The following is a 20467-nucleotide window of genomic DNA, read 5'->3' as shown; positions in this document are numbered from 1 at the left end:
GGGAGGCAGCCGGCCGCGGCGGTTGTGTCACAGCGTGCGCAGCAGCACCGCCGGCTGTTCCACGCAGTCCGCCACATACCGCAGGAAGCCGCCGGCCGTGCCGCCGTCGCAGACCCGGTGGTCGAAGGTGAGCGAGAGCTCCACGACCTGGCGCACGGCCAGTTCGCCCTCGTGCACCCACGGCTTGGGGATGATGCGGCCGACGCCGAGCATGGCGGCCTCGGGGTGGTTGATGATCGGCGTGGAGCCGTCGACGCCGAACACGCCGTAGTTGTTCAACGTGAAGGTGCCGCCGGTGAGTTCCGCGGGCCTGAGGGTGCCCGTGCGGGCCGCCTCGGTCAGCCGGGCGAACTCCACGGTCAGCGACTCCGCGTCCCGCGCGTGCGCGTCCCGCACGACCGGGACGACCAGACCCCGCTCGGTCTGCGCCGCGAACCCGAGGTGCACCTGGTCGAGCTGGACGACCTCCCTGGCCTCCATGTCCACCGTGGAGTTGAGCTCGGGGAACCGGGCCAGGGCCGCGGTGCAGATACGGGCCAGCAGGGCGAGGAGGGAGATCTTCGGCCCGCCGGCGGCGTTCATCGCGGTGCGCGCCCGCATGAGCTCGGTCGCGTCGGCATCCACCCAGCAGGTCGCGTCCGGGATCTCCCGCCGGCTGCGGGAGAGCTTGTCGGCGACGGCGCCGCGGATGCCCTTGAGGGGGGTGCGGATGCCTTCAGGGGCGGCCTTCGCGTGGGCGGGGGGAGCCGGTGCCGGGGTGACGGCCGGTGCCTTGGCCACGCGCTCCTGCGCGGAGGCGGCCCGCAGCGCGTACTCCACATCCGCCCGCAGGATCAGCCCGTCGGGCCCGGAACCGTGCAACTCCCGCAGGTCCAGGCCGTGCTCGCGGGCGAGGCGGCGGACGAGCGGGGAGATCACGGGTACGGGGCCCTCACTACGGGGCTCCTCGTCGGCCGGCGTCATGTCACGGCCATGGCCGGGGCCTGCGGGGCCTCCGACGGCGCCGTGCCCCGCCGCTGTGCCGACGGGCCGCGCGACGCCCGGGGCGGGGGCGCGCTCGGCGGTCGGCGTGCCCTCCCGCGCGGCGGCACCGTTCGCCGCCACACCCGAGAGCTGCCCCGCCGGTGTCGCCGACGCGGTCGGCCGTACTCGCCTGCGCCGCGCCGGGGCCTCGGAGGTGCCGTACCCCACCAGCACGTTCCCGGAGCCCTCGGTCTCGTCGCCGGAGGCAGGCGCCCCCACCGCCACCGTGATCAGGGGCGCCCCGACGGGCAGCTCCGTGCCCTCCTCGCCGAAGCGGGCGGTGACCACGCCGGCGTACGGGCAGGGGATGTCGACCATCGCCTTGGCCGTCTCGACCTCGACGACCGGCTGGTCGACGGCGACGACGTCACCGACCTCCACCAGCCAGCGGACGATCTCCGCCTCGGTGAGCCCCTCCCCGAGGTCGGGGAGCTTGAACTCGAACACCTGCGGCATCAGCTCTCGGCCTCCCACTGCAGACGCCCCACGGCGTCCAGGATCCGGTCCACGCCGGGCAGGTGGTGACGCTCCAGCATCGGCGGCGGGTAGGGGATGTCGAACCCGGCCACACGCAGCACCGGCGCCTCCAGGTGATGGAAGCAGCGCTCCGTGATCCGGGCCGCGATCTCCCCTCCCGGGCCGCCGAACCCGCCCGACTCGTGCACGACGACCGCTCGCCCGGTCCGCCGTACCGAGGCGGCGACCGTCTCGTCGTCGAACGGCACCAGCGAGCGCAGGTCGACGACTTCCAGGTCCCACCCCTCCTCGCGCGCCGCCTCGGCGGCTTCGAGGCAGACGGGCACGGACGGTCCGTACGTGATGAGCGTGGCGCTCCGGCCCGAGCGCCGCACCACCGCGCGGCCAATCGGTTCAACGGTCTGCGGATCCTCCGGGTTCCAGGAGTCCTTCGACCAGTACAGCCGCTTGGGCTCCAGGAAGACGACCGGATCGTCGGAGGCGATGGCTGCGCGCAGCAGCCCGTAGGCGTCGGCGACGGTCGCGGGCGTGACGACATGGAGCCCCGGAGTCGCCATGTAGTACGCCTCGGACGAGTCGCTGTGGTGCTCGACGCCGCCGATGCCGCCGCCGTAGGGGACGCGGATGGTGATCGGGAGCGGCATCGTGCCGCGCGTGCGGTTGCGCATGCGCGCGACATGCGAGATGAGCTGCTCGAACGCCGGGTAGGCGAACGCGTCGAACTGCATCTCCACGACCGGGCGCAGGCCGTACATGGCCATGCCCACCGCCGTGCCCAGGATCCCCGCCTCGGCCAGCGGCGTGTCCGTGCAGCGGTCCTCGCCGAACTCCTTGGCGAGCCCGTCGGTGACCCGGAAGACCCCGCCCAGGGTGCCTACGTCCTCGCCCATGACGTGCACGGTGGGGTCGTCCGCCATGGCGTCGCGCAGCGCGCGCGTGAGGGCCTGCGCCATGGTGGCCGGCTTGACGGCGACGGTGGTCATCGGTGCGACCCTTCCGACTCGGCGTCGAGCTCGGCACGCAACTGGGCCTGCTGTTCGCGCAGTTGCGGGGTGGGCTCGGCGTACACATGGGCGAACAGGTCCATCGGGTCGAGCACCGGGTCCTGGTTCATGCGCTCGCGCAGGTCGGCGGCCATGGCCTCGGCGGCGTCCCGGGCGGCCTGCTTGCCGGCCTCGTCGAGGAGGCCCCGCTCGGTCAGCTCGTGCTCCAGGAGGGCGATCGGGTCGTGTCCGCGCCAGGTCTCCACCTCGGAGTCGCCGCGGTAGCGGGTCGCGTCGTCGGCGTTGGTGTGGGCGTCGATGCGGTAGGTGATCGCCTCGATCAGCGTCGGTCCGCCGCCCGCGCGGGCGTGCCGTACGGCATCGCTCAGCACCTCGTGCACGGCGGCCGCGTCGTTGCCGTCGACCAGGCGGCCGGGCATGCCGTAGCCGACGGCCTTGTGGGCCAGCGACGGGGCCGCGGTCTGCTTGGCGAGCGGCACGGAGATCGCGAAGCCGTTGTTCTGGACCAGGAAGACGACAGGTGCCTGCCATACGGCGGCGAAGTTCAGCGCCTCGTGGAAGTCGCCCTCGCTGGTGCCGCCGTCGCCGACCATGGCGAGCGCGACCACGTCGTCGCCCTTGAGGCGGGCGGCGTGCGCCAGGCCGACGGCGTGCGGGAGCTGGGTGGCGAGGGGGGTGCACAGGGGGGCCACGCGGTGCTCGTGCGGGTCGTAGCCGGTGTGCCAGTCGCCGCGCAGCAGGGTCAGGGCCTGGACGGGGTCCAGGCCGCGGGCCACGGCGGCGAGGGTGTCGCGGTAGCTGGGGAACAGCCAGTCGCGGTCCTCAAGGGCCAGCGCGGCGGCGACCTCGCAGGCCTCCTGGCCGGTGGTGGACGGGTACACGGCGAGGCGGCCCTGCTTCGTGAGCGCGGTCGCCTGCGCGTTGTACCGACGGCCCCGCACCAGCTCGGCGTAGAGCCGGCGCAGCAGGTCCGGGTCGGCCTTCGCGGCGGCCTCGGTGCCGAGGACGCGGTATGGCTCCGCGTCGGGCAGCAGCGGCGCGGGGTCCATGCGGGGCTGCCAGGCGGGCGGCGGCGATGGCCGGTACGCGCCTCGCTGCTCCATGACCGTCATGACGGCACCTCCTCGTGGGAGCGGCTACGGGAGGCGCGGCTTCAGTGACGCGCCTCACCTACCGATTGTTCGGTCGTCGGCACATTTTGGCTACAGGCACCCTCAGGCTGTGGACAAACGGTTCTCCACAGCCTCCAATGAACGCAGTACGTCCACGGCAGGAAGGTGGGGGGACATGGCGCCTGAACAAATGGCCGAGAGCCCGGAGAGCGGCACCCTCCTGCCGCCCCCGCGTCCGCTCGACGCCATCGATCAGGACATCCTCCAGATGCTCCAGGCGGACGGCCGCGCCTCGATACGGTCGGTCGCCGAGCGGGTCCATGTCTCGCGCGCCAACGCCTACGCGCGTATCAACCGCCTCATCGAGGACGGCGTCATCCGCGGTTTCGGCGCCCGCGTCAACCACGAACGCGCAGGCCAGGGCACCTCGGCGTACATCACCCTGAAGATCGTCCAGAACTCCTGGCGCACGGTGCGCGAACAGCTCAGACAGCTGCCGGGCGCTTCTCACATCGCCCTCGTCGGGGGCGATTTCGATGTGCTGCTGCTGGTCCACACCCCCGACAACAGGGCGCTGCGCGAGCTGGTCCTCACCCGGCTCCAGGCGATCCCCGAGGTGCTCAGCTCGCGCACGCTGCTGGTGTTCGAGGAGGAGGACCTGGAGCCGCAGGGCTGAGCCGGGCGCCCCGGCCGTCAGCCGGAGGCCATGACCACTGCCATCGTCACCAGGAACACCAGCGGAAGGACCGCGCACAGGAGACCGCAACAGGCCGCCGTGATCCGCAGCATCCGCGCCGACCGGCGGCGCGGCAGCGCCCAGGCGATCGCGAGCAGGACGAATCCCCCGCAGAGCAGCACTTCGGGGGCGCTGATGTAGCTGTCGTCGCCGTACATGCTGTACTCCCACGCGAGGAGCGGCAGTCCGAGCAGCGTGGCCACGAGAGGCGCCGTCCGCCAGGTCGGGTCGGCGGCGGTGGGCTGCGCATCGTTCTCGATCATGCGTCACACCTCACCAGCCGGGGCCACCCGCGGACATCGGGCGGCGTACTCACCCGTCCACGCGCGCGTACTCAGCCCGCGTCCACACCAGAGGTGGACACAGCCCGCCGCCGCACCAGAGGTGGTCAGCCCGCCTGCCGCAGTCCCCCGAAGACCAACCGCACCACCGTGTCGGCGACCTCGCGCTCGTTCATGCCGCGGCCGTCCGGCCGGTACCACTCCACGATCGAGTTGATCATCCCGAAGACGAGCCGCGTGGCCAACCGCACCTCCACGTCGGCGCGCACCTCCCCGTCGGCGGCGGCCGCCTTGAGCAGTTCGGCGACCTGGTGGTCGAAGTCGCGGCGCCGGTCCAGGGCCCACCGCTCGGTGTCGGTGTTGCCGCGCACGCGCAGCAGCAGCGTCACATAGGGCAGGTCGCCTATGAGCACCTCGACCATGCGCCGTACGACGTACTCCAGGCGGTCGGCGGCGTGCCCCACGCGCGCGTGCTCCTCGTCGAGGATCCCGAAGAGCCCTTCCAGCGCCCGGCTGACGGCGCGGCGCAGCAGCTCCTCCTTGCCCGTGACGTGGTGGTAGATCGACGACTTGGAGATGCCGGCCGCCTTGGAGAGGTGCTCCATGGAGGTGCCGTCGTAGCCGCGCTCGTTGAAGATCTGCACGGCGACGGAGAGCAGTGTCTCCGGCGTGTACGTGTCGCGCTTGGCTGTGGTCATGAGGTGTTGCCCTCCCGCTTGTCGGAGGCGTACGCGTGGCGGTACAGCGCGAGGGACGGCGCGTAGCGCCCCGAGGGGTCGCGCAGGTGCAGATCGTCGAGCAGGGCGTACGCCCAGTTGCGGCCGAGCCGACGGCTCCACTCGAAGGGGCCGAGCGGGTAGTTCACGCCGAGACGCATCGCGGTGTCGATGTCCTCCTCGGTGGCCACGCCCTTGGCGACGGCATCGTGCGCGAGGTCGACGATCCGGGCGACCGTGCGGGCGACGATCATGCCGGGGACGTCGCCGATGACGCTGACGTCCTTGCCGAGCGCCTGGAAGAGGCCGGTGGCCTCGGCGAGGGTCTGCGGCGAGGTGTCCTGGGAGGCGGACAGGGCGATCCGGGTGGCCCGGCGGTAGTCGAGGGCGAGATCGAAGTAGACGACGTCCCGGAACTCCACCGAAGTCTGCCCGTCGGCGAGGGCGAGCTGGCCGCCGCTCGGCAGCACCAGGCGGGTGCCGTGGTCCTCGTCCTCCTCGCGCACCAGGATGCCCGCCTCGCGGATCAGCGCGAGCAGCTCGGAGGCCGGACCCAGGTCGCCCTCGGCGACGACGTAGGCGGGCGTCCGGCCCTTCTCCGCGGTGTGCGGCTCGTCGCGCTCGGCCTCCTCGGCGTAGTCGTACCAGCCGTGCCCGCTCTTGCGGCCGAGGCGGCCGGACTCCACCAGGCGCCGCTGGGCGAGCGAGGGCGTGAAGCGGACGTCCTGGAAGAAGGACTGCCACACGGAGTGCGTGACGGACTCGTTGACGTCCTGGCCGATGAGGTCGGTGAGTTCGAAGGCGCCCATCTTGAAGCCGCCGCATTCACGCAGGACCGCGTCGATGGTGGCCGGGTCCGCGCCCTGCGCCTCGTAGACGGCGAAGGCCTCGGCGTAGAAGGGCCGGGCGATGCGGTTGACGATGAATCCGGGGGTGTCGGCGCAGGCGACCGGCGTCTTGCCCCAGGCGCGTGCCGTCTCGTACGCGCGCGTGGCCGACGTGACGTCGGTGGCGAACCCGGAGACCACCTCGACCAGCGGCAGCAGCGGCGCCGGGTTGAAGAAGTGCAGCCCGACGAAGCGGCCCGGGTTGGCGAGGGCGCCGCCGATGGCCGTTACGGACAGGGACGAGGTGTTGGTGGCGAGCAGACAGTCCTCGCCGACGATGCCCTCCAGCTCCCGGAACAGCTCCTGCTTGACGTCCAGGCGCTCCAGGACGGCCTCGACGACCAGGGCGCAGTCCGCGAGGTCGGCGAGCGACTCGGCGGGCAGCAGCCGGGCACGGGCCGCGTCGCGGTCGGCGCCGGTGAGGCGGTCCTTCTCGACGAGCCGGTCGAGGCGCGCGCCGATCGCGTCGGCCGCTGCCTGGGCGCGCCCGGGAGCGGCGTCGTACAGCCGTACAGGATGGCCGGCGACCAACGCGACCTGGGCGATGCCCTGGCCCATGGTGCCGGTGCCGACGACGGCCACGGGGCTGCTGAGGTCGAGTGCTGTCATGTGCGCGATCCTCCCGCACGGGGTTTTCCACAGATGCGGCGGACCCCCTTGAACCGACCGATCGTTCGGTTACTCTAACTCTGACTGCCTGTTCCTGCCCATGTCTGCGCCCAGGTCATGAGCTCAACGGAGAGCTCTGGAAACGAGGAGTTGGTCCCGCATGGCCGCCGAACTGACCGCCCACGAGCTGATCGCCAAGCACCGGCCCACCCTCGACCAGGCGCTGGAGGCGATCCGCACGCGCGCGTACTGGTCCCCGCACCCGGAGCACCCCAAGGCCTACGGCGAGAACGGCAGCCTGGACGCGGCGGCGGGCAAGGCAGCCTTCGACGCCCTCCTCGGCAACCGGCTCGACCTCGGCCAGGCCGGCACGGACGACTGGGTGGGCGGTGAAGTCTCCCCGTACGGCATCGAGTTGGGCGTCGAGTACCCGCACGCGGACATCGACCAGCTGTTGCCGGCCATGCGGTCCGGCATGCGTGAGTGGCGGGACGCGGGCGCGGAGATGCGCGCGGTGGTCTGTCTGGAGATCCTCAAGCGGATCAGCGACCGGACGCACGAGTTCGCGCACGCGGTCATGCACACCTCCGGTCAGGCCTTCATGATGGCGTTCCAGGCGGGCGGCCCGCACGCGCAGGACCGCGGCATGGAGGCGGTGGCCTACGCCTACGTCGAGCAGGTCCGCACCCCCGACACGGCGGAGTGGACCAAGCCGCAGGGCAAGCGCGATCCGCTCGCCCTGAACAAGCAGTTCACGCCGGTGCCGCGCGGGATCGCCATGGTCATCGGCTGCAACACCTTCCCCACCTGGAACGGCTACCCGGGCCTGTTCGCCTCCCTCGCCACCGGCAACGCGGTCCTCGTGAAGCCGCACCCGCGCGCGGTGCTGCCGCTCGCGCTCACCGTGCAGGTCGCGCGGCAGGTGCTGACCGAGGCCGGCTTCGACCCGAACCTGGTGGCGCTGGCGGCCGAGCGACCCGGCGAGGGCATCGCCAAGACGCTGGCTCTGCGCCCCGAGATCCGGATCATCGACTACACCGGCTCGACCGTGTTCGGCGACTGGCTGGAGGCCAACGCCCGCCAGGCGCAGGTCTACACGGAGAAGGCCGGCGTCAACACGGTGATCGTCGACTCGACGGACAACTACAAGGGGATGCTGTCCAACCTGGCCTTCTCCCTCTCCCTGTACAGCGGCCAGATGTGCACCACCCCGCAGAACCTGCTCATCCCCCGCGACGGCATCCGCACCGAGGAGGGCCCCCGGACCTTCGACGAGGTCGTCGCCGACCTCGCCCGCTCGGTCGACGGCCTCCTCGGCGACGACGCCCGCGCGAACGCCCTGCTCGGCGCGATCGTCAACCCCGACGTCAAGGCCCGCCTGGAGGCCGCGGCGGGCCTGGGCGAAGTCGCCCTCGCCTCCCGCGAGATCGGCAACCCGGAGTTCCCGGACGCGGTGGTCCGTACGCCGGTGATCGTCAAGCTGGACGGGGCCAAGCCGGACGACGAGGCCGCCTACATGAGCGAGTGCTTCGGGCCGGTCTCGTTCGCCGTCGCGGTCGACTCGGCGTCGCAGGCGGTGGAGTTGCTGCGGCGGACGGTGCGGGAGAAGGGCGCGATGACGGTCGGCGCGTACACCACCGACGAGGAGGTCGAGCAGGCCGTACAGGAGGCCTGCCTGGAGGAGGCGGCCCAGCTCTCCCTGAACCTGACGGGCGGGGTGTACGTCAACCAGACGGCCGCGTTCTCCGACTTCCACGGGTCGGGCGGCAACCCGGCGGCCAACTCGGCGCTGTGCGACGGGGCGTTCGTCGCCAACCGGTTCCGGGTCGTCGAGGTGCGTCGGGAGGCCTAGGCCCGGAAAGCGCCCCCGGTGAGGCTCCAGTGGTACAGGGTCATCGCCACGCTCGTCGCCAGGTTGTAGCTGGAGACCTGAGGGCGCATCGGCAAGGACACCAAATGGTCGGCACGCGCGCGTAGTCCGGCCGATAGGCCGCTTCGCTCCGATCCGAAGGCGAGGACGGCGTCGTCCGGGAGTTTGATGCCCCGGATGTCGTCGCCCTCCGGGTCCAGCGCGAAGACCGGCCCCGGTGGCAGCTCGTCCACGTCCAGCCGCTCCACCGCCGTCGCGAAATGCAGGCCGGCCCCGCCTCGTACGACGGTCGGATGCCACGGGTCGAGGGTGCCGGTCGTGACCACGCCCGTCGCGCCGAAACCGGCGGCCAGGCGGATCACGGCGCCCGCGTTGCCGAGGTTGCGCGGGTGGTCGAGGACCACGACCGGGGCGGTGCGCGGGGTGTGCGCCAGCTTCTCGATGTTGGCGGCCCGGGACGGCCGTACGGCCAGGCCCGCGACGGCGGTCGGATGCGGGCGCGGCACGAGGGACGTGTACGTCGACTCCGGGACCTGGGTCAGGAGTGCGTCCAGGGCGTCCCGGACGTCCGGCGCCAGCTCCTCGGCGAGGGCGAGTGCGGCTTCCCGGTCGACGGTGACCGCCACCGGGACCTCGGCGCCGAAGCGCACGGCGTGCTTGAGGGCGTGGAAGCCGTCGAGCAGCACCGAGGTGCCGGCGAGCCGGTTCCAGGAGGTCACGGTCATGCCGTGAAGCCTACGTGCGCGTGCTCGGGGTTCTCCGGGGCGCGCGGCTCGGGGAGCGCCTTGCGGTCGTCACCGCGCCGGGCCAGGCGGGACAGCCGTCCACGCGCGCGTGCCGCCCACTCGCCCAGGCGGCGCAGGAACGACGTCGGCAGGAAGACCGCGTCCGCCGCGATCATCGCCAGCGAGAAGAACGGCAGGCCGAGGACGACCGCGATCACGGCATGCTCGGTGATCATCGCGGCGAGGAGGACGTTCTTGACCCGCCGGTTGAACAGCGTGAACGGGAAGGCGACCTGCACGACGACCGTGCCGTAGGTGATGAGCATCACCATCGTGCCGCTGGACGAGAGCGCATCGGCGAGGGCGGGCCAGGGCGAGAAGTAGTCGAGGTGCAGCGGGTAGTAGACCGCCGTGCCGTCCTGCCAGCGGGAGCCCTGGATCTTGTACCAGCCGGCCGTCGCGTAGATGAGGCAGGCCTCGGCCATGATCACGAGCAGGGCGCCGTTGTGCACGATGTTGCCGACGACGTCGAGCAGGATGCGCGGCTCGTCGGTCCGGGCACGGCGGCCGACGATCCACCACACGGCCTGCCCCAGCCAGACCCCCCACAGGATCACCGGCACCGTCAGGTCGCCGTCGAGGCGGCCCGCCGCGGTCACCGCGACCAGCGCGAACCCGAGCACGCCCCACAGGGCCGGCCCCACCCGGTCGGGCCCGGTCCGCTCGCCACGCGCGTGTGCCTCACCCGTGAGCCGCGCCCGGCGCTCGTCCAGCGACCAGACCTGGCCGCAGCGGGTGAACACGAGGTAGAGGCACATCAGGTGCAGCACGTTGTCGCCGCCGTCGCCCATGAAGATGGAGCGGTTCTGCAGCGAGAGCACGCCGACCATGAACAGCACGGACATCGTCCGGGTGCGCCAGCCGAGCAGCAGCAGCACGCTGGCCAGGACGGCGAGGGCGTACACGGACTCGAACCAGAACCGGCTGCTCGACCACATCAGCGCGGTGAACGAGCCGTTCGTCCCGATCAGCTGCTGCGCGAGGTCGAAGTCCCAGGGACCGTCCGGGCCGTACAGCTCCTGGCGGTGGGGGAACTCGCGCAGCAGGAACAGCAGCCAGGTCGCGGTGAAGCCGATGCGGATCACGGCCGTCTGGTACGGGCCGAGGGCTGACTCGGTGACGCGGGCGATGCCCGAGGAGATCGCGAGGGTGAAGCGGTTCACCGGGCGCCTCCCTCGGCGACGGCCGCGGCATCGGTCACGCCCGGGCCGCCGGTCCCGTCCTTCGGCACCCACCACCACGGCAGCACGCGGTAGGTCGGCTTGTCCGAGACCTGCTCCTCGCTCCACTGCGGCGGACTCACATTGGTGGTGCGGGAGCGGACCTGGACGCGTTCGACGACGCCGCCGTCGCCGGCCGCGTTCGCACGGTCGAGGCGCAGCTGCACGATGTGCCGCAGATACGTCTCGGACAGGGCGCCGCGCAGGCCCACGGGACGGTTCTGGGCGTCATGCGTGGCGAGGAAGAAGTCCCAGGCCCGGCGCAGCTCGTTCTGCTGGGTGTGGCTGGGCAGGAGATTGCCGTCGATGGCCCGGCCGTCCTGGGCGGACAGGTCGTACCAGCCGGTGGTGCGGGTGCCGCCGTCGGCCGCGGAGACCTGGGCACGGACCTGCACGGCGATGTTCTGCTGCAACGGGTTGGGGGCGAACAGCTTCCAGTTCTGCTCGAACTCCGGGTATATCCAGTCGTCGATCGCCTTGCCGTGCTGCTTGGTGACCGTGTTCGACGGCGCGACGTGCAGGAAGACCATGCCTATGTGGACACAGACGGCGATCGCCACGACCGCGAGCGCGAGCGCGGCGCCGATCTGGTACCGCAGGGAGAGGGCGGCCACGCCGGTGCGGGGTTCCGGGGACGGCGGGGCCGCGACGGCGGTCGGGGCGTCCTGCGGCTCCTCGTCCGGCCCGTGACGGGCGGCCGAGCCTGCGTCGTAGGCGTCCATTCTGCCCCGTTCCCTGATTCCGGTTCGTCTTCCCTCACCGCTCGCACGGGAACGGTACTCAGGCCCACCCGCCGGGCACAGCCCCTGCCGGGCCGCCGTTGCCCACACCTTACGGGGGTCCTACGAGACCTTACGGGGGTCCGACGAGGACCATTCCCTTCTTCTAGAACCTGTTCTATCTTGACGCTCCGTCAGATCGCCGTGAGTGTGCGTGACTGTGGAAGGGCAGGCATCGTGGACTTCACTTTCACCGAGGAGCAGCAGGCGGCGGCCGAGGCGGCGCGCGGAGTGTTCGCCGGGGTCGCGCCGGACGCGGTGCCCTCTCCCGCGCTCACCCCGGGCGCCGTCGCCGACGGCTTCGACCGCCCGCTGTGGGGCCGCCTCGCGGACGCGGACCTGCTGAGCCTGCTGCTCGCCGAGGAGTACGGCGGCGCGGGCCTCGACGCCATCGCGCTGTGCCTGGTGCTGCGCGAGTCGGCGAAGGTACTGGCCCGGGTGCCGCTGCTGGAGAGCAGTGCGGCGATGGCGGCGGTCCAGGCATACGGCGGCCCGGAGCTGAAGGCCGAGCTGCTCGCCCGGGCGGGGCGCGGCGAGGTGGTGCTGACGGTCGCGGCGCACGGCCGCACCGGCCACGACCCGGCGGAGCTCGCGGTGACCGCGCGGCAGGACGGTCCGGGGTGGGTGCTGGACGGGGTGCAGACGGCGGTGCCCTGGGCGTACGACGCCGATCTCGTCCTCGTTCCGGCCCGTACGGCCGCCGACCGGACCGTCCTCGCGCTGGTGCGGCGCGACGCGGAGGGGGTCACGCTCGCCGAGCAGTTCTCGACCAGCGGGGAGCGGCTGGGGGAACTGCGGCTGGAGTCGGTACGGCTCGCGGCGGGGGACGTCATCGACGCGGAGGGGGCGTGGGAGTGGCTGCGGGAGCTGCTGGCCACCGGGACGTGTGCGCTGGCCCTCGGGCTGGGCGAGCGGGTGCTGGGGATGACCTCGGAGTACGCGGGCAAGCGGGAGCAGTTCGGGCATCCGATCGCCACGTTCCAGGCGGTCGCCGTGCAGTCCGCCGACCGCTACATCGACCTGCGCGCGATGGAGGCCGCGCTGTGGCAGGCCGCCTGGCGGATCACATCAGGGGCACCCGGGGCGCTGCCCGCTTCCGGAGACGTGGCCGTGGCCAAGATCTGGGCCTCGGAGGGCGTACGGCGGATCGTGCAGACGGCCCAGCATCTGCACGGCGGCTTCGGCGCGGACGTCGACTATCCGCTGCATCGGTACCACGCCTGGGCCAAGTACCTGGAGCTGGCACTCGGCCCGGCGGCGGCGCACGAGGAGGCGCTGGGGGACCTGCTGGCGGCGCATCCGCTGGGGTGAGCAGCGGACGCCGGGTGCCCTACAGCACGTACCCGGACTGCCCCTCGTCGTTCACCACGGGACGTCCCACCGCTGCCCACACCTGCATGCCGCCGTCGACGTTCACGGCGTCGACGCCCTGCTGGACGAGGTACATCGTGACCTGCGCCGAGCGGCCACCGGAGCGGCAGATCACATGGACGCGGCCGTCCTGCGGGGCGGCCTCGGTCAGCTCGCCGTAGCGGGCTACGAACTCGCTGATCGGGATGTGCAGGGCGCCCTCGGCGTGACCCGCCTGCCACTCGTCGTCCTCGCGGACGTCCAGGAGGAAGTCGTCTTCCTTGAGGTCGGTGACCTCGACTGTGGGTACGGAGGATCCGAAGTTCATGACTTCGACGCTACCTGACCGGGTGTGGGGGGCGTCGGGGGCTCCCAAGGGGGAGGGTGGGTCGGCCGTCTGGAGGGCGCGGGTCTCGTCGTGGCTTGTCGCGCCCACGCGGCGGAGCCGCATATCGATCCTGAAGGTCGGTTTACGCCCTGCCTATCCAAGCAGTGCTGCCAGCTCCGCCTCGCGCTCCGCGACCTGGGCCAGGAGCTGATCGGCGATCTCGTCCAGGAGGCGGTCCGGGTCGTCCGGGGCCAGGCGGAGCATCGCGCCGATCGCGCTCTCCTCCAGCTCCTTCGCGACGAGGGCGAGCATCTCCTTGCGCTGGGCGAGCCATTCGAGGCGGGCGTAGAGCTCCTCCGCGGGGGTCGGGCCCTGTTCCTTGGGCGCCGGTCCCGCGGCCCATTCCTCGGCCAGCTCCCGCAGCAGCGCCTCGTCGCCACGGGCGTAGGCGGCGTTGACGCGGGTGATGAACTCCTCACGCCGGGACCGCTCGGCCTCCTCCTGGGCCAGATCGGGGTGGGCCTTGCGGGCCAGCTCGCGGTAGAGCTTGCGGGCCTCGTCGCTGGGACGCACCCGCTCCGGGGGCCGGACGGGCTGGTCCGTGAGCATCGCGACGGCCTCCGGGAACAGCCCCCCGCCGTCCATCCAGCCGTGGAACAGTTCCTCGACGCCGGGCATCGGCATCACCCGGGCACGTGCCTCGTCGGCCTTGCGGATGTCCTCGGGATCGCCGGTGCGGGCGGCCGTGGCCTCCGCGATCCGGGCGTCCAGCTCGTCGAGACGGGCGTACATGGGGCCGAGCTTCTGGTGGTGCAGGCGGGAGAAGTTCTCCACCTCGACGCGGAACGTCTCCACCGCGATCTCGTACTCGATCAACGCCTGCTCGGCGGCCCGCACGGCCCGCTCCAGCCGCTCCTCGGGTCGCCCCGCACCGTCCTCGGCGGTCACCTGCGCCTCACCACCCTGCTCAGCTCCACCGGCGGGCACCTCGGCACCGCCCCGCGTCCCCGCACCAGCGGGCTCGGCCTGGGACTGCTCAGCTTCCGGCGTCGTCACCCGACCAGCCTAGGCCACGCCGTGACCGCGTCGGCTGAGCCGAGCTCCCGGGCACCGCCGCCCGCAAGACACCGTCGTTGTCGCAGGCCCTGCTGGGGCTGGGGCCGACGGGGTGCCGGCCGCACCCACCCCACCCGTAGGCGCCGCGCCCCCTTATAGGCGCCGCGCGTACCTCCGGCGCCGCAGAGGCCACCGCAGGCATCCAGGCCCCCGCCCAGGCCGATGCACCCGCACCCGCCCTACGTCACACCCCCGCCTCCGCCGCGATCCGCCCCGCCCGCACCGCCGTCACCAGTGCCGCGTGGTCCGCCTCCGTGCGGTCGGCGTAGGTGACGGCGAACGTGGCGATCGCCTCGTCCAGTTCCTCGTTCTTGCCGCAGTAGCCGGAGATCAGGCGGGGGTCGGCGCTGTGGGAGTGCGCGCGGGCCAGGAGCGCGCCGGTCATGCGGGCGTAGTCGTCTATCTGGTCGGCGGCCAGGGCGGCCGGGTCGACGCTGCCCTTGCGGTTGCGGAACTGGCGCACCTGGAAGGGCAGTCCGTCGACCGTCGTCCAGCCCAGCAGTATGTCGCTGACCACCTGCATCCGCTTCTGCCCGAGGACCACGCGCCGTCCCTCGTGCCCCGCCTCCGGCGCCTCGAAGCCGGCCGTCACCAGGTGCGGAACGAGAGCCGAGGGGCGGGCCTCCTTCACCTGGAGGACCAGGGGCTCGCCACGGTGGTCCAGGAGGAGAACGACGTACGAGCGTGTGCCCACGCTGCCCGTGCCCACCACGCGGAGCGCCACGTCGTGCACCGAGTGGCGGGAGACGAGGGGATGGCGGTCCTCGGAGAGCGTGGTGACCCAGCCCTCCAGCGACGCCGCCACCGCCGCGGCCTCCACGTCCGGTACCCGGCGCAGTACCGGCGGGGCGTCGACGAAGCGGCGGCCGCCGTCCTCGGTCGGCTCCGTCGACTTCGCCGCGAAGCGCCCGCTGGTGTTGGCCCGCGCCTTCTCCGCGACCCGCTCCAGCGTGCCGAGCAGGTCATGGGCGTCGGTGTGGGAGACGAGTTCCTCGTCCGCGATCGCGTTCCACGCGTCGAGCACCGGGAGCTTGGCCAGCAGCCGCATGGTGCGGCGGTAGGCACCGACCGTGTCGTGCGCCGCCTTGCGGCACGCGTCCTCGTCCGCGCCCGCCTCCCGGCCTGCCAGCACGAGCGAGGCGGCGAGCCGCTTGAGGTCCCACTCCCAGGGGCCGTACAGCGTCTCGTCGAAGTCGTTCAGATCGATGACCAGACCGCCGCGCGCGTCCCCGTACAGACCGAAGTTCGCCGCGTGTGCGTCGCCGCAGATCTGTGCGCGGATCCGGGTCATGGGAGTGCGGGCGAGGTCGTACGCCATGAGTCCCGCCGAGCCGCGCAGGAACGCGAAGGGCGTCGCCGCCATCCGGCCCACCCTTATCGGGGTGAGATCGGGGAGCCGGCCGAGGTTGGACTCCTCGACGGCCGCCACGGCGTCGGGGCGGGCGGCATCGAGGTCGAAGAGCGCGTGCTCACCGCGCGGCACCCGCCTGCGCAACGCCTTGCCGTCCTCCTTGGGCGACCCACCGCCGGGCCACTGCGCGAAACCACGCACCGGGGGGAGCCGACGCGCCCCGGATTGCGACGACGTCGCGGATTCCGGCGCCGATTCGGAGACCCCTGCGGCCGCCTCCGCCGTAGCCCCGCCACCGACCTCGGTCATACCGACCGCCTCCCCCGCTCACGCACGAACATCAACTCGTGCCGACGGTACAGCCGGTGGCCGAAACGCGTCACACCCTGTGGACAACTCCACGGCTGTGGACAACTCGACGACTGTCCACGACTCCACAGCTTGTGGAAAACGTGACTCGGCGGGCCTGGCCTGTGGAAAACGCCCGTACCGGCAGGGGCTCCGCGCCGACGACGGCTTCGTACTGGCAGAGACTCGCGGGGAATCCCCGCCGAAATCACCGACCTCAGCAGCCCTCGGGCCCCGCCCCGTCCGCCAGATACTTCTTCGCCCAGCCGCCCAGTTCGGTCAGCGCCGGCTCCAGCGCGGCACCCGCCTCCGTCAACCGGTACACCACCCGCAGCGGCGGCCCCTCGTAGACCTCGCGCACGACGAGTCCGGCGGCGGCCAGCTCGGTGAGCCGGTCGGAGAGCATGCGCTCGCTGATGCCGGGAATCGCCCGGCGCAAGGAGACGAAGTACGCGGGCCCCGTGAGCAGGACGGACACGATCGGGCCGGTCCAGCGCTTGCCGAGCAGTTGGAAGACGCGGGTGATGCCGTCGTCGACCTGCTTGCACGCCGCTACGTCGTGACTCTGCTCAGCCGCCATGCCTTCAGGGTACTGCCCTGGCGTACGGGGATGAAAAAAAGTAAGTGACTGTGTTATTCATAGTCGAGTACGAATTCTCAGCCCGTGTGTGGCCGGAGTCCCGGCCCGCTTCCGCCCTCTCGGAGACCCTCATGGCAACGCTCCTGCACATCGACTCCTCGGTCTTCCCCACCGACGCCTCCGCCTCCCGCGCCGTCACCGACGCCTTCCGCCGCACCTGGCAGGAACAGCACCCCGAAGGCACGGTGATCCACCGCGACCTCGCCATGAACCCCGTGCCGCACATCTCCGCCCACGCCCACACAGCCGGCTTCACCGATCCGGCCACGCACACTCCCGAGCAGGCCGCGGCCTTCGCCGAGCGCGTGCGGCTGATCGAGGAGCTGGAGCGTGCGGACGCGGTGCTGATCGGCGCCCCGATGTACAACCTGACGATCCCGTCGACGCTGAAGGCCTGGCTGGACAACGTGGTCCTGTTCGGCCGTACGGCCGGCGACGCCCAGTCGGTCAAGGGCACCCCGGTCACCGTCATCGCGAGCCGCGGCGGCGCCTACGGGCCGGGCACGCCGCGTGAGGGCTACGAGTACGTGCAGAACTACCTGTCGGCGATCCTGGCCGACTTCCTCGGCGCCGACGTCGACTTCATCGTCCCGGAGCTCACGATGGCCCCGGTCAACCCGGAGATGGCCGACCTGGTCCCCCTCTTCGAGGCCTCCCGCGAGCGCGCCCTCGACGAGGCCGCCGCGAAGGCCAAGCAGCTGGCCCAGCGGCTCGCGGCGTAGCCGCCGGCGCGAGGCCGGAGTAACTCAGGTTCGCGGCGCGGCACGGTCGCAGGCCGCACGCGCGCGTAGGGGCCCGTTCCGGCGGTGCGGGTCCGAGGCGTCCCTACGCGCGCGTGGCGGGCAGTCCGAGCGGGGCGCCGGAAGCCGAATCCGGAATCAGAGCTGGAGTTGGCGTCGGCGTCGGCGTCGGCGTCGGCGTCGGCCACGACGCTTCACCGAGCATCATCGACTCCCCGCACCGACACACCGGTTGAGTAGCCCGGCGTGGTCCCCACCCGGCTCCCCGGCGAGTCCCCCGCCGGGTACTGCCCCACCGACGGCAGGCACAGCGCCACGACCAACCCGACCACCGCGAGCACGGTGACCCGCGCCAAATACGCGCCTCGGCGCTCCGCCACTTCCCACGAACGCCCGCCCCGGCGCTCCACCACTCCCCACGGACGGGCGCCCCGCACCTCACCCACGCCCGACACGCGCCCACACCAACCACCCGACCCGACGAGCGGCCGCCACCAGTTCCGTACGCCGGAACCAGGTGGCCAGCACCAGGGGATAGACCAGGTACCCGAACCGCGTCGCCGGGATCAGGCACATCGCCAGCCCCAAGCCGACCGCCAACCGGTCCGCCGCCGCGACGACGGTCCGGGGCGGCCGTACCGCCAGCGACACCGCCACGCCGACGGCAGCGGCCGCGAGGGCTGCCATGGCGAGGACGGAACCGCCGGGGACGTACGTGGCCAGCAGGTACCCCGGCAACGGGCTGGCCGCCGGCGAGCGCGCCCCGCCCTCGCCGAGTGGGAAGAGCACCACGTGCTCGACGAAGGCATGCGGGTCGGCCAGGGCCACCGGCACCACCGCGACCGCGGCCACCAGCACGGCGACCACACCGGCCCGTACCGCGGCCCGTCGCCCTGCCGTCGCCGCGAGCAGCACCAGCCCCACCGGCAGCAGCGGCCAAGCCGTCCACTTCAGCGCGGCCGCGGCCCCCATCGCGAGCCCGGCCGCCGTACCGGAACCGCCCCGGCCGGCGAGCGCCAGCCCCAGGCACATCAGCCCGATCACCGGAAGGTCGACGCCACCGACAGCCAGAGGCAGCGCCACGGCCGGGAAGGCCGCGAGGAGGAGAACGGCGGCGCGCGCCCTCGAGTCCCCGTCCGCCCCCAGGGAGTCGCGCCCTGAACTCCGGGCGGCGACGAGCATGCTCGCCAGGAACGCCGCACAGAACCACACCCGGGCGTCCGCGAACGGAGTGCCCCCGAACAGGGCGTGGGGTATCCCGAACAGCGCCATGCCGGGCAGGTAGGGGTTGTAGTCGTCGACGCCGCCCGGATGCGGCAGGTACGGGCTTCCCGAGTGCAGCAGCAGACCGCCCGAGTGCTCGACGACCCGCACCTCCGACTGCGCGGCGCCCACGACGATCATGAAGGCCAGCGGGACCACGACGGCTCCGAGCAGCGCCGCGACCGCACTGCGCCCGCCCCAGGGACGCGGCGTCCGGCGTGCGAGCTCCGCCGCGGCGACGTATCCGACGGCGGCGCAGGCACCCCAGATCCGGTGCGGGGTGAGGGTCGTGACCAGGGCGAGCGACAGCGCGAAGCCCGCGCAGCCGAGCCAGAACAGCACGTCCCGGCGCACACGGGGAGTCCTGCCGGACGGCTTACGGCGGCCTTGGAGGGACGCCCGCCGGGCAGGGGCGCGGCCGGGGGCAGGCGGGGCAACGCCGGGCCTGACTCCGGCGACGAAGGCGAGTGACTCGGGCGGCATCGGTGGGCTCCTGGGGAAGGGGAGCTCCAATCTCGCGCCGAGGCCCCAGCGGCCACCTCGGCCGAACGGCCACCGTTCACCGCCTACGCGACGGGCAGCTCAGCCGAACGACCGACCCGGAGACCGAGAGACCGGCCGGCGGAACCGAAAGACCGAGCCGGCGACCGAAGGACCCGACGCCCGGCCGACCGGCCACAGACACCGCACCGGCACAATCACCGCATGCATCTGATCTCTGTCGTCCTCGTCGCCCTCATGGCGCTGCTGCACGCCTACATCCTGGTCCTGGAAATGTTCCTGTGGCAGCGCGGCCCGGGCCGCCGCTTCTCCGGCTTCGACGCCGAGATGGCCCGTTCCACCGCGGCGCTGGCGGCCAACCAGGGCCTCTACAACGGTTTCCTGGCCGCGGGCCTGGTCTGGGGCCTCATCGCCGACGACCCGACCGGCTACCGCGTCCAGATCTTCTTCCTGTCCTGCATCGTCGTCGCGGGCGTCTACGGCGCTGTCACCGCCAACCGCCGCATCCTCTTCGCCCAGGCCCTGCCCGCCGCCGTGACCCTCGCCACGGTCATCGCCGCCGGCTGACTCCCGGGCCGTGACCTGAGAGCTTCGTCATAGGTCACGGCCGCCGAGGACGCCGTACCGAAGCACCACGTGTCGAACGCAACACAGCACCCCGGGCACAACAGAAGAGGCGGCATCGTGAGCCGGGATCTGCTCATGATCCGGGCGAACTCCTCGATGGTGGCGCGGCACCGCAGATGGACTGGCCCTCGGAGAGAACGACCTGGACTCCGCGGGATCGTTTGCTTTCTGCGATGAGAGCGCCAAGGCGGCACCGAGCCCGGCAACCCGGGAGTTGCCCCTCATCCTCCCTCTCATCAGGGAAAACAAACTCGACACCGCTGGTACGAACGACTTGTCCGGCGGACATCACAGTCGGAAAGTGTTCTCGCCCGACGGAGGCGAAAAGTACCTTGTGCTGCTGATCAGCTTTTTCTTCTTGTGTGCGAAAGAGGCTTCGCGATGGGGCGTCCCGAACGACCGGTCGATCCGGCGGCCGGTCCCGTGCAGCGACTCGCCCACGATCTTCGGGAGCTGCGCCGCTCGGCGGGTGGCGTGTCGTACCGGGCCATGGCGAAGAAGGCCGGCTTCTCGGTGACGACCCTGGCGAAGGCGGCGAGCGGCGAGCGACTGCCGTCGTTGGCCGTGCTCCGGGCGTACGTCCAGGCATGCGGGGAGGACCCCGCCCCCTGGGAGGCACGGTGGGCGGAGGCCGAGGCGCTGGCCGGGGAGGAGAGGCAGGAGGAGGCCGAGGCCGCCCCGCCCTACCGTGGCCTCGCGCGTTT

Annotated in this window: 20 protein-coding genes; 6 read left to right on the top strand and 14 right to left on the bottom strand. The window is 72.2% G+C overall.

Annotated elements, in window-relative coordinates; translation table 11 throughout:
• Positions 1–27 precede the first annotated feature (27 nt).
• The 3 genes from ACIREI_RS27660 to pdhA are packed head-to-tail and all read right to left on the bottom strand — an operon-like array spanning position 28 to position 3616.
• Positions 28–1479: a dihydrolipoamide acetyltransferase family protein gene (locus tag ACIREI_RS27660; protein ID WP_403338100.1), complete on the bottom strand. Its 1452-nt coding sequence runs from the start codon at positions 1477–1479 to the stop codon at positions 28–30.
• Positions 1479–2483, bottom strand: a complete 1005-nt coding sequence (locus ACIREI_RS27655) for an alpha-ketoacid dehydrogenase subunit beta (protein ID WP_403338097.1) — start codon at positions 2481–2483, stop codon at positions 1479–1481. Before ACIREI_RS27655 ends, ACIREI_RS27660 begins: the two co-directional genes overlap by 1 nt.
• On the bottom strand, positions 2480–3616 hold the full coding sequence (pdhA, locus tag ACIREI_RS27650; RefSeq protein WP_403338094.1) for a pyruvate dehydrogenase (acetyl-transferring) E1 component subunit alpha: 1137 nt from the start codon (positions 3614–3616) through the stop codon (positions 2480–2482). Before pdhA ends, ACIREI_RS27655 begins: the two co-directional genes overlap by 4 nt.
• A gap of 175 nt (positions 3617–3791) precedes the next feature.
• Here pdhA and ACIREI_RS27645 point away from each other — a divergent pair, with 175 nt between their 5' ends.
• Positions 3792–4292: an Lrp/AsnC family transcriptional regulator gene (locus ACIREI_RS27645; RefSeq protein WP_403338091.1), complete on the top strand. Its 501-nt coding sequence runs from the start codon at positions 3792–3794 to the stop codon at positions 4290–4292.
• A gap of 17 nt (positions 4293–4309) precedes the next feature.
• Here the strand turns inward: ACIREI_RS27645 and ACIREI_RS27640 are convergent, their stop codons facing one another.
• From ACIREI_RS27640 to ACIREI_RS27630, 3 genes are all read right to left on the bottom strand, one after another.
• The gene (locus ACIREI_RS27640; protein ID WP_403338088.1) at positions 4310–4615 is read right to left on the bottom strand and encodes a hypothetical protein; all 306 of its coding nucleotides are present in this window, start codon (positions 4613–4615) and stop codon (positions 4310–4312) included.
• A 125-nt stretch (positions 4616–4740) separates the two neighbouring features.
• A complete protein-coding gene (locus tag ACIREI_RS27635) occupies positions 4741–5331 on the bottom strand; it encodes a TetR/AcrR family transcriptional regulator (RefSeq protein WP_403338086.1) in 591 nt (196 codons plus the stop codon).
• On the bottom strand, positions 5328–6845 hold the full coding sequence (locus ACIREI_RS27630; protein WP_403338083.1) for a 3-hydroxyacyl-CoA dehydrogenase: 1518 nt from the start codon (positions 6843–6845) through the stop codon (positions 5328–5330). The genes ACIREI_RS27635 and ACIREI_RS27630 overlap by 4 nt, the downstream gene beginning before the upstream one ends.
• Positions 6846–7005: 160 nt before the next feature.
• On the opposite strand from ACIREI_RS27630, the gene paaN reads away from it, so the two are divergent.
• Complete coding sequence (gene paaN, locus ACIREI_RS27625; RefSeq protein WP_403338080.1) at positions 7006–8697, top strand: phenylacetic acid degradation protein PaaN; 1692 nt, start codon at positions 7006–7008, stop codon at positions 8695–8697.
• Here paaN and ACIREI_RS27620 read toward each other — a convergent pair.
• From ACIREI_RS27620 to ACIREI_RS27610, 3 genes are read right to left on the bottom strand one after another with little or no spacing between them, the layout of a single operon-like run.
• Positions 8694–9440, bottom strand: coding sequence for a TrmH family RNA methyltransferase (locus ACIREI_RS27620; RefSeq protein WP_403338077.1), 747 nt, complete (start codon positions 9438–9440; stop codon positions 8694–8696). The genes paaN and ACIREI_RS27620 overlap by 4 nt on opposite strands.
• Positions 9437–10663, bottom strand: a complete 1227-nt coding sequence (locus tag ACIREI_RS27615) for an HTTM domain-containing protein (RefSeq protein WP_403338074.1) — start codon at positions 10661–10663, stop codon at positions 9437–9439. Before ACIREI_RS27615 ends, ACIREI_RS27620 begins: the two co-directional genes overlap by 4 nt.
• Positions 10660–11442 (bottom strand): DUF5819 family protein, encoded by a 783-nt coding sequence (locus ACIREI_RS27610; protein WP_403338071.1) that lies wholly within the window; start codon positions 11440–11442, stop codon positions 10660–10662. The genes ACIREI_RS27615 and ACIREI_RS27610 overlap by 4 nt, the downstream gene beginning before the upstream one ends.
• A gap of 234 nt (positions 11443–11676) precedes the next feature.
• On the opposite strand from ACIREI_RS27610, the gene ACIREI_RS27605 reads away from it, so the two are divergent.
• Complete coding sequence (locus ACIREI_RS27605; RefSeq protein ID WP_403338069.1) at positions 11677–12810, top strand: acyl-CoA dehydrogenase family protein; 1134 nt, start codon at positions 11677–11679, stop codon at positions 12808–12810.
• A 19-nt stretch (positions 12811–12829) separates the two neighbouring features.
• Here ACIREI_RS27605 and ACIREI_RS27600 read toward each other — a convergent pair whose 3' ends face one another.
• The 4 genes from ACIREI_RS27600 to ACIREI_RS27585 form a co-directional block, all read right to left on the bottom strand.
• Positions 12830–13177 (bottom strand): rhodanese-like domain-containing protein, encoded by a 348-nt coding sequence (locus ACIREI_RS27600; RefSeq protein WP_403338066.1) that lies wholly within the window; start codon positions 13175–13177, stop codon positions 12830–12832.
• A gap of 153 nt (positions 13178–13330) precedes the next feature.
• Positions 13331–14233 carry a hypothetical protein gene (locus ACIREI_RS27595; protein WP_403338064.1) on the bottom strand — a complete coding sequence of 301 codons (903 nt, stop codon included), beginning with the start codon at positions 14231–14233 and terminating at the stop codon, positions 13331–13333.
• Positions 14234–14477: 244 nt separating this feature from the next.
• Positions 14478–15953, bottom strand: a complete 1476-nt coding sequence (locus ACIREI_RS27590) for a DUF2252 domain-containing protein (protein ID WP_403338061.1) — start codon at positions 15951–15953, stop codon at positions 14478–14480.
• Between the two features lie 256 nt (positions 15954–16209).
• Positions 16210–16572 carry a winged helix-turn-helix transcriptional regulator gene (locus tag ACIREI_RS27585; protein WP_403338060.1) on the bottom strand — a complete coding sequence of 121 codons (363 nt, stop codon included), beginning with the start codon at positions 16570–16572 and terminating at the stop codon, positions 16210–16212.
• Between the two features lie 131 nt (positions 16573–16703).
• Between ACIREI_RS27585 and ACIREI_RS27580 the strand changes: the two genes are divergently transcribed.
• On the top strand, positions 16704–17354 hold the full coding sequence (locus tag ACIREI_RS27580) for an FMN-dependent NADH-azoreductase (protein WP_403338057.1): 651 nt from the start codon (positions 16704–16706) through the stop codon (positions 17352–17354).
• Positions 17355–17810: 456 nt separating this feature from the next.
• Here ACIREI_RS27580 and ACIREI_RS27575 read toward each other — a convergent pair whose 3' ends face one another.
• Complete coding sequence (locus ACIREI_RS27575) at positions 17811–19118, bottom strand: glycosyltransferase 87 family protein (RefSeq protein WP_403338056.1); 1308 nt, start codon at positions 19116–19118, stop codon at positions 17811–17813.
• A 222-nt stretch (positions 19119–19340) separates the two neighbouring features.
• On the opposite strand from ACIREI_RS27575, the gene ACIREI_RS27570 reads away from it, so the two are divergent.
• Together ACIREI_RS27570 and ACIREI_RS27565 are read left to right on the top strand one after the other, a co-directional pair.
• Positions 19341–19703 carry a DUF1304 domain-containing protein gene (locus tag ACIREI_RS27570; protein ID WP_403338053.1) on the top strand — a complete coding sequence of 121 codons (363 nt, stop codon included), beginning with the start codon at positions 19341–19343 and terminating at the stop codon, positions 19701–19703.
• Positions 19704–20144: 441 nt separating this feature from the next.
• Positions 20145–20467: helix-turn-helix domain-containing protein (locus tag ACIREI_RS27565; protein WP_403338051.1), on the top strand; the 323-nt coding region annotated here is incomplete at its 3' end.

This window comes from Streptomyces sp. NPDC093591 (genome assembly GCF_044764885.1).
GTDB lineage: Bacteria > Actinomycetota > Actinomycetes > Streptomycetales > Streptomycetaceae > Streptomyces.
Note: the sequence above shows the minus strand (reverse complement) of the source record. Positions and strands in the feature narration are given on the sequence as shown.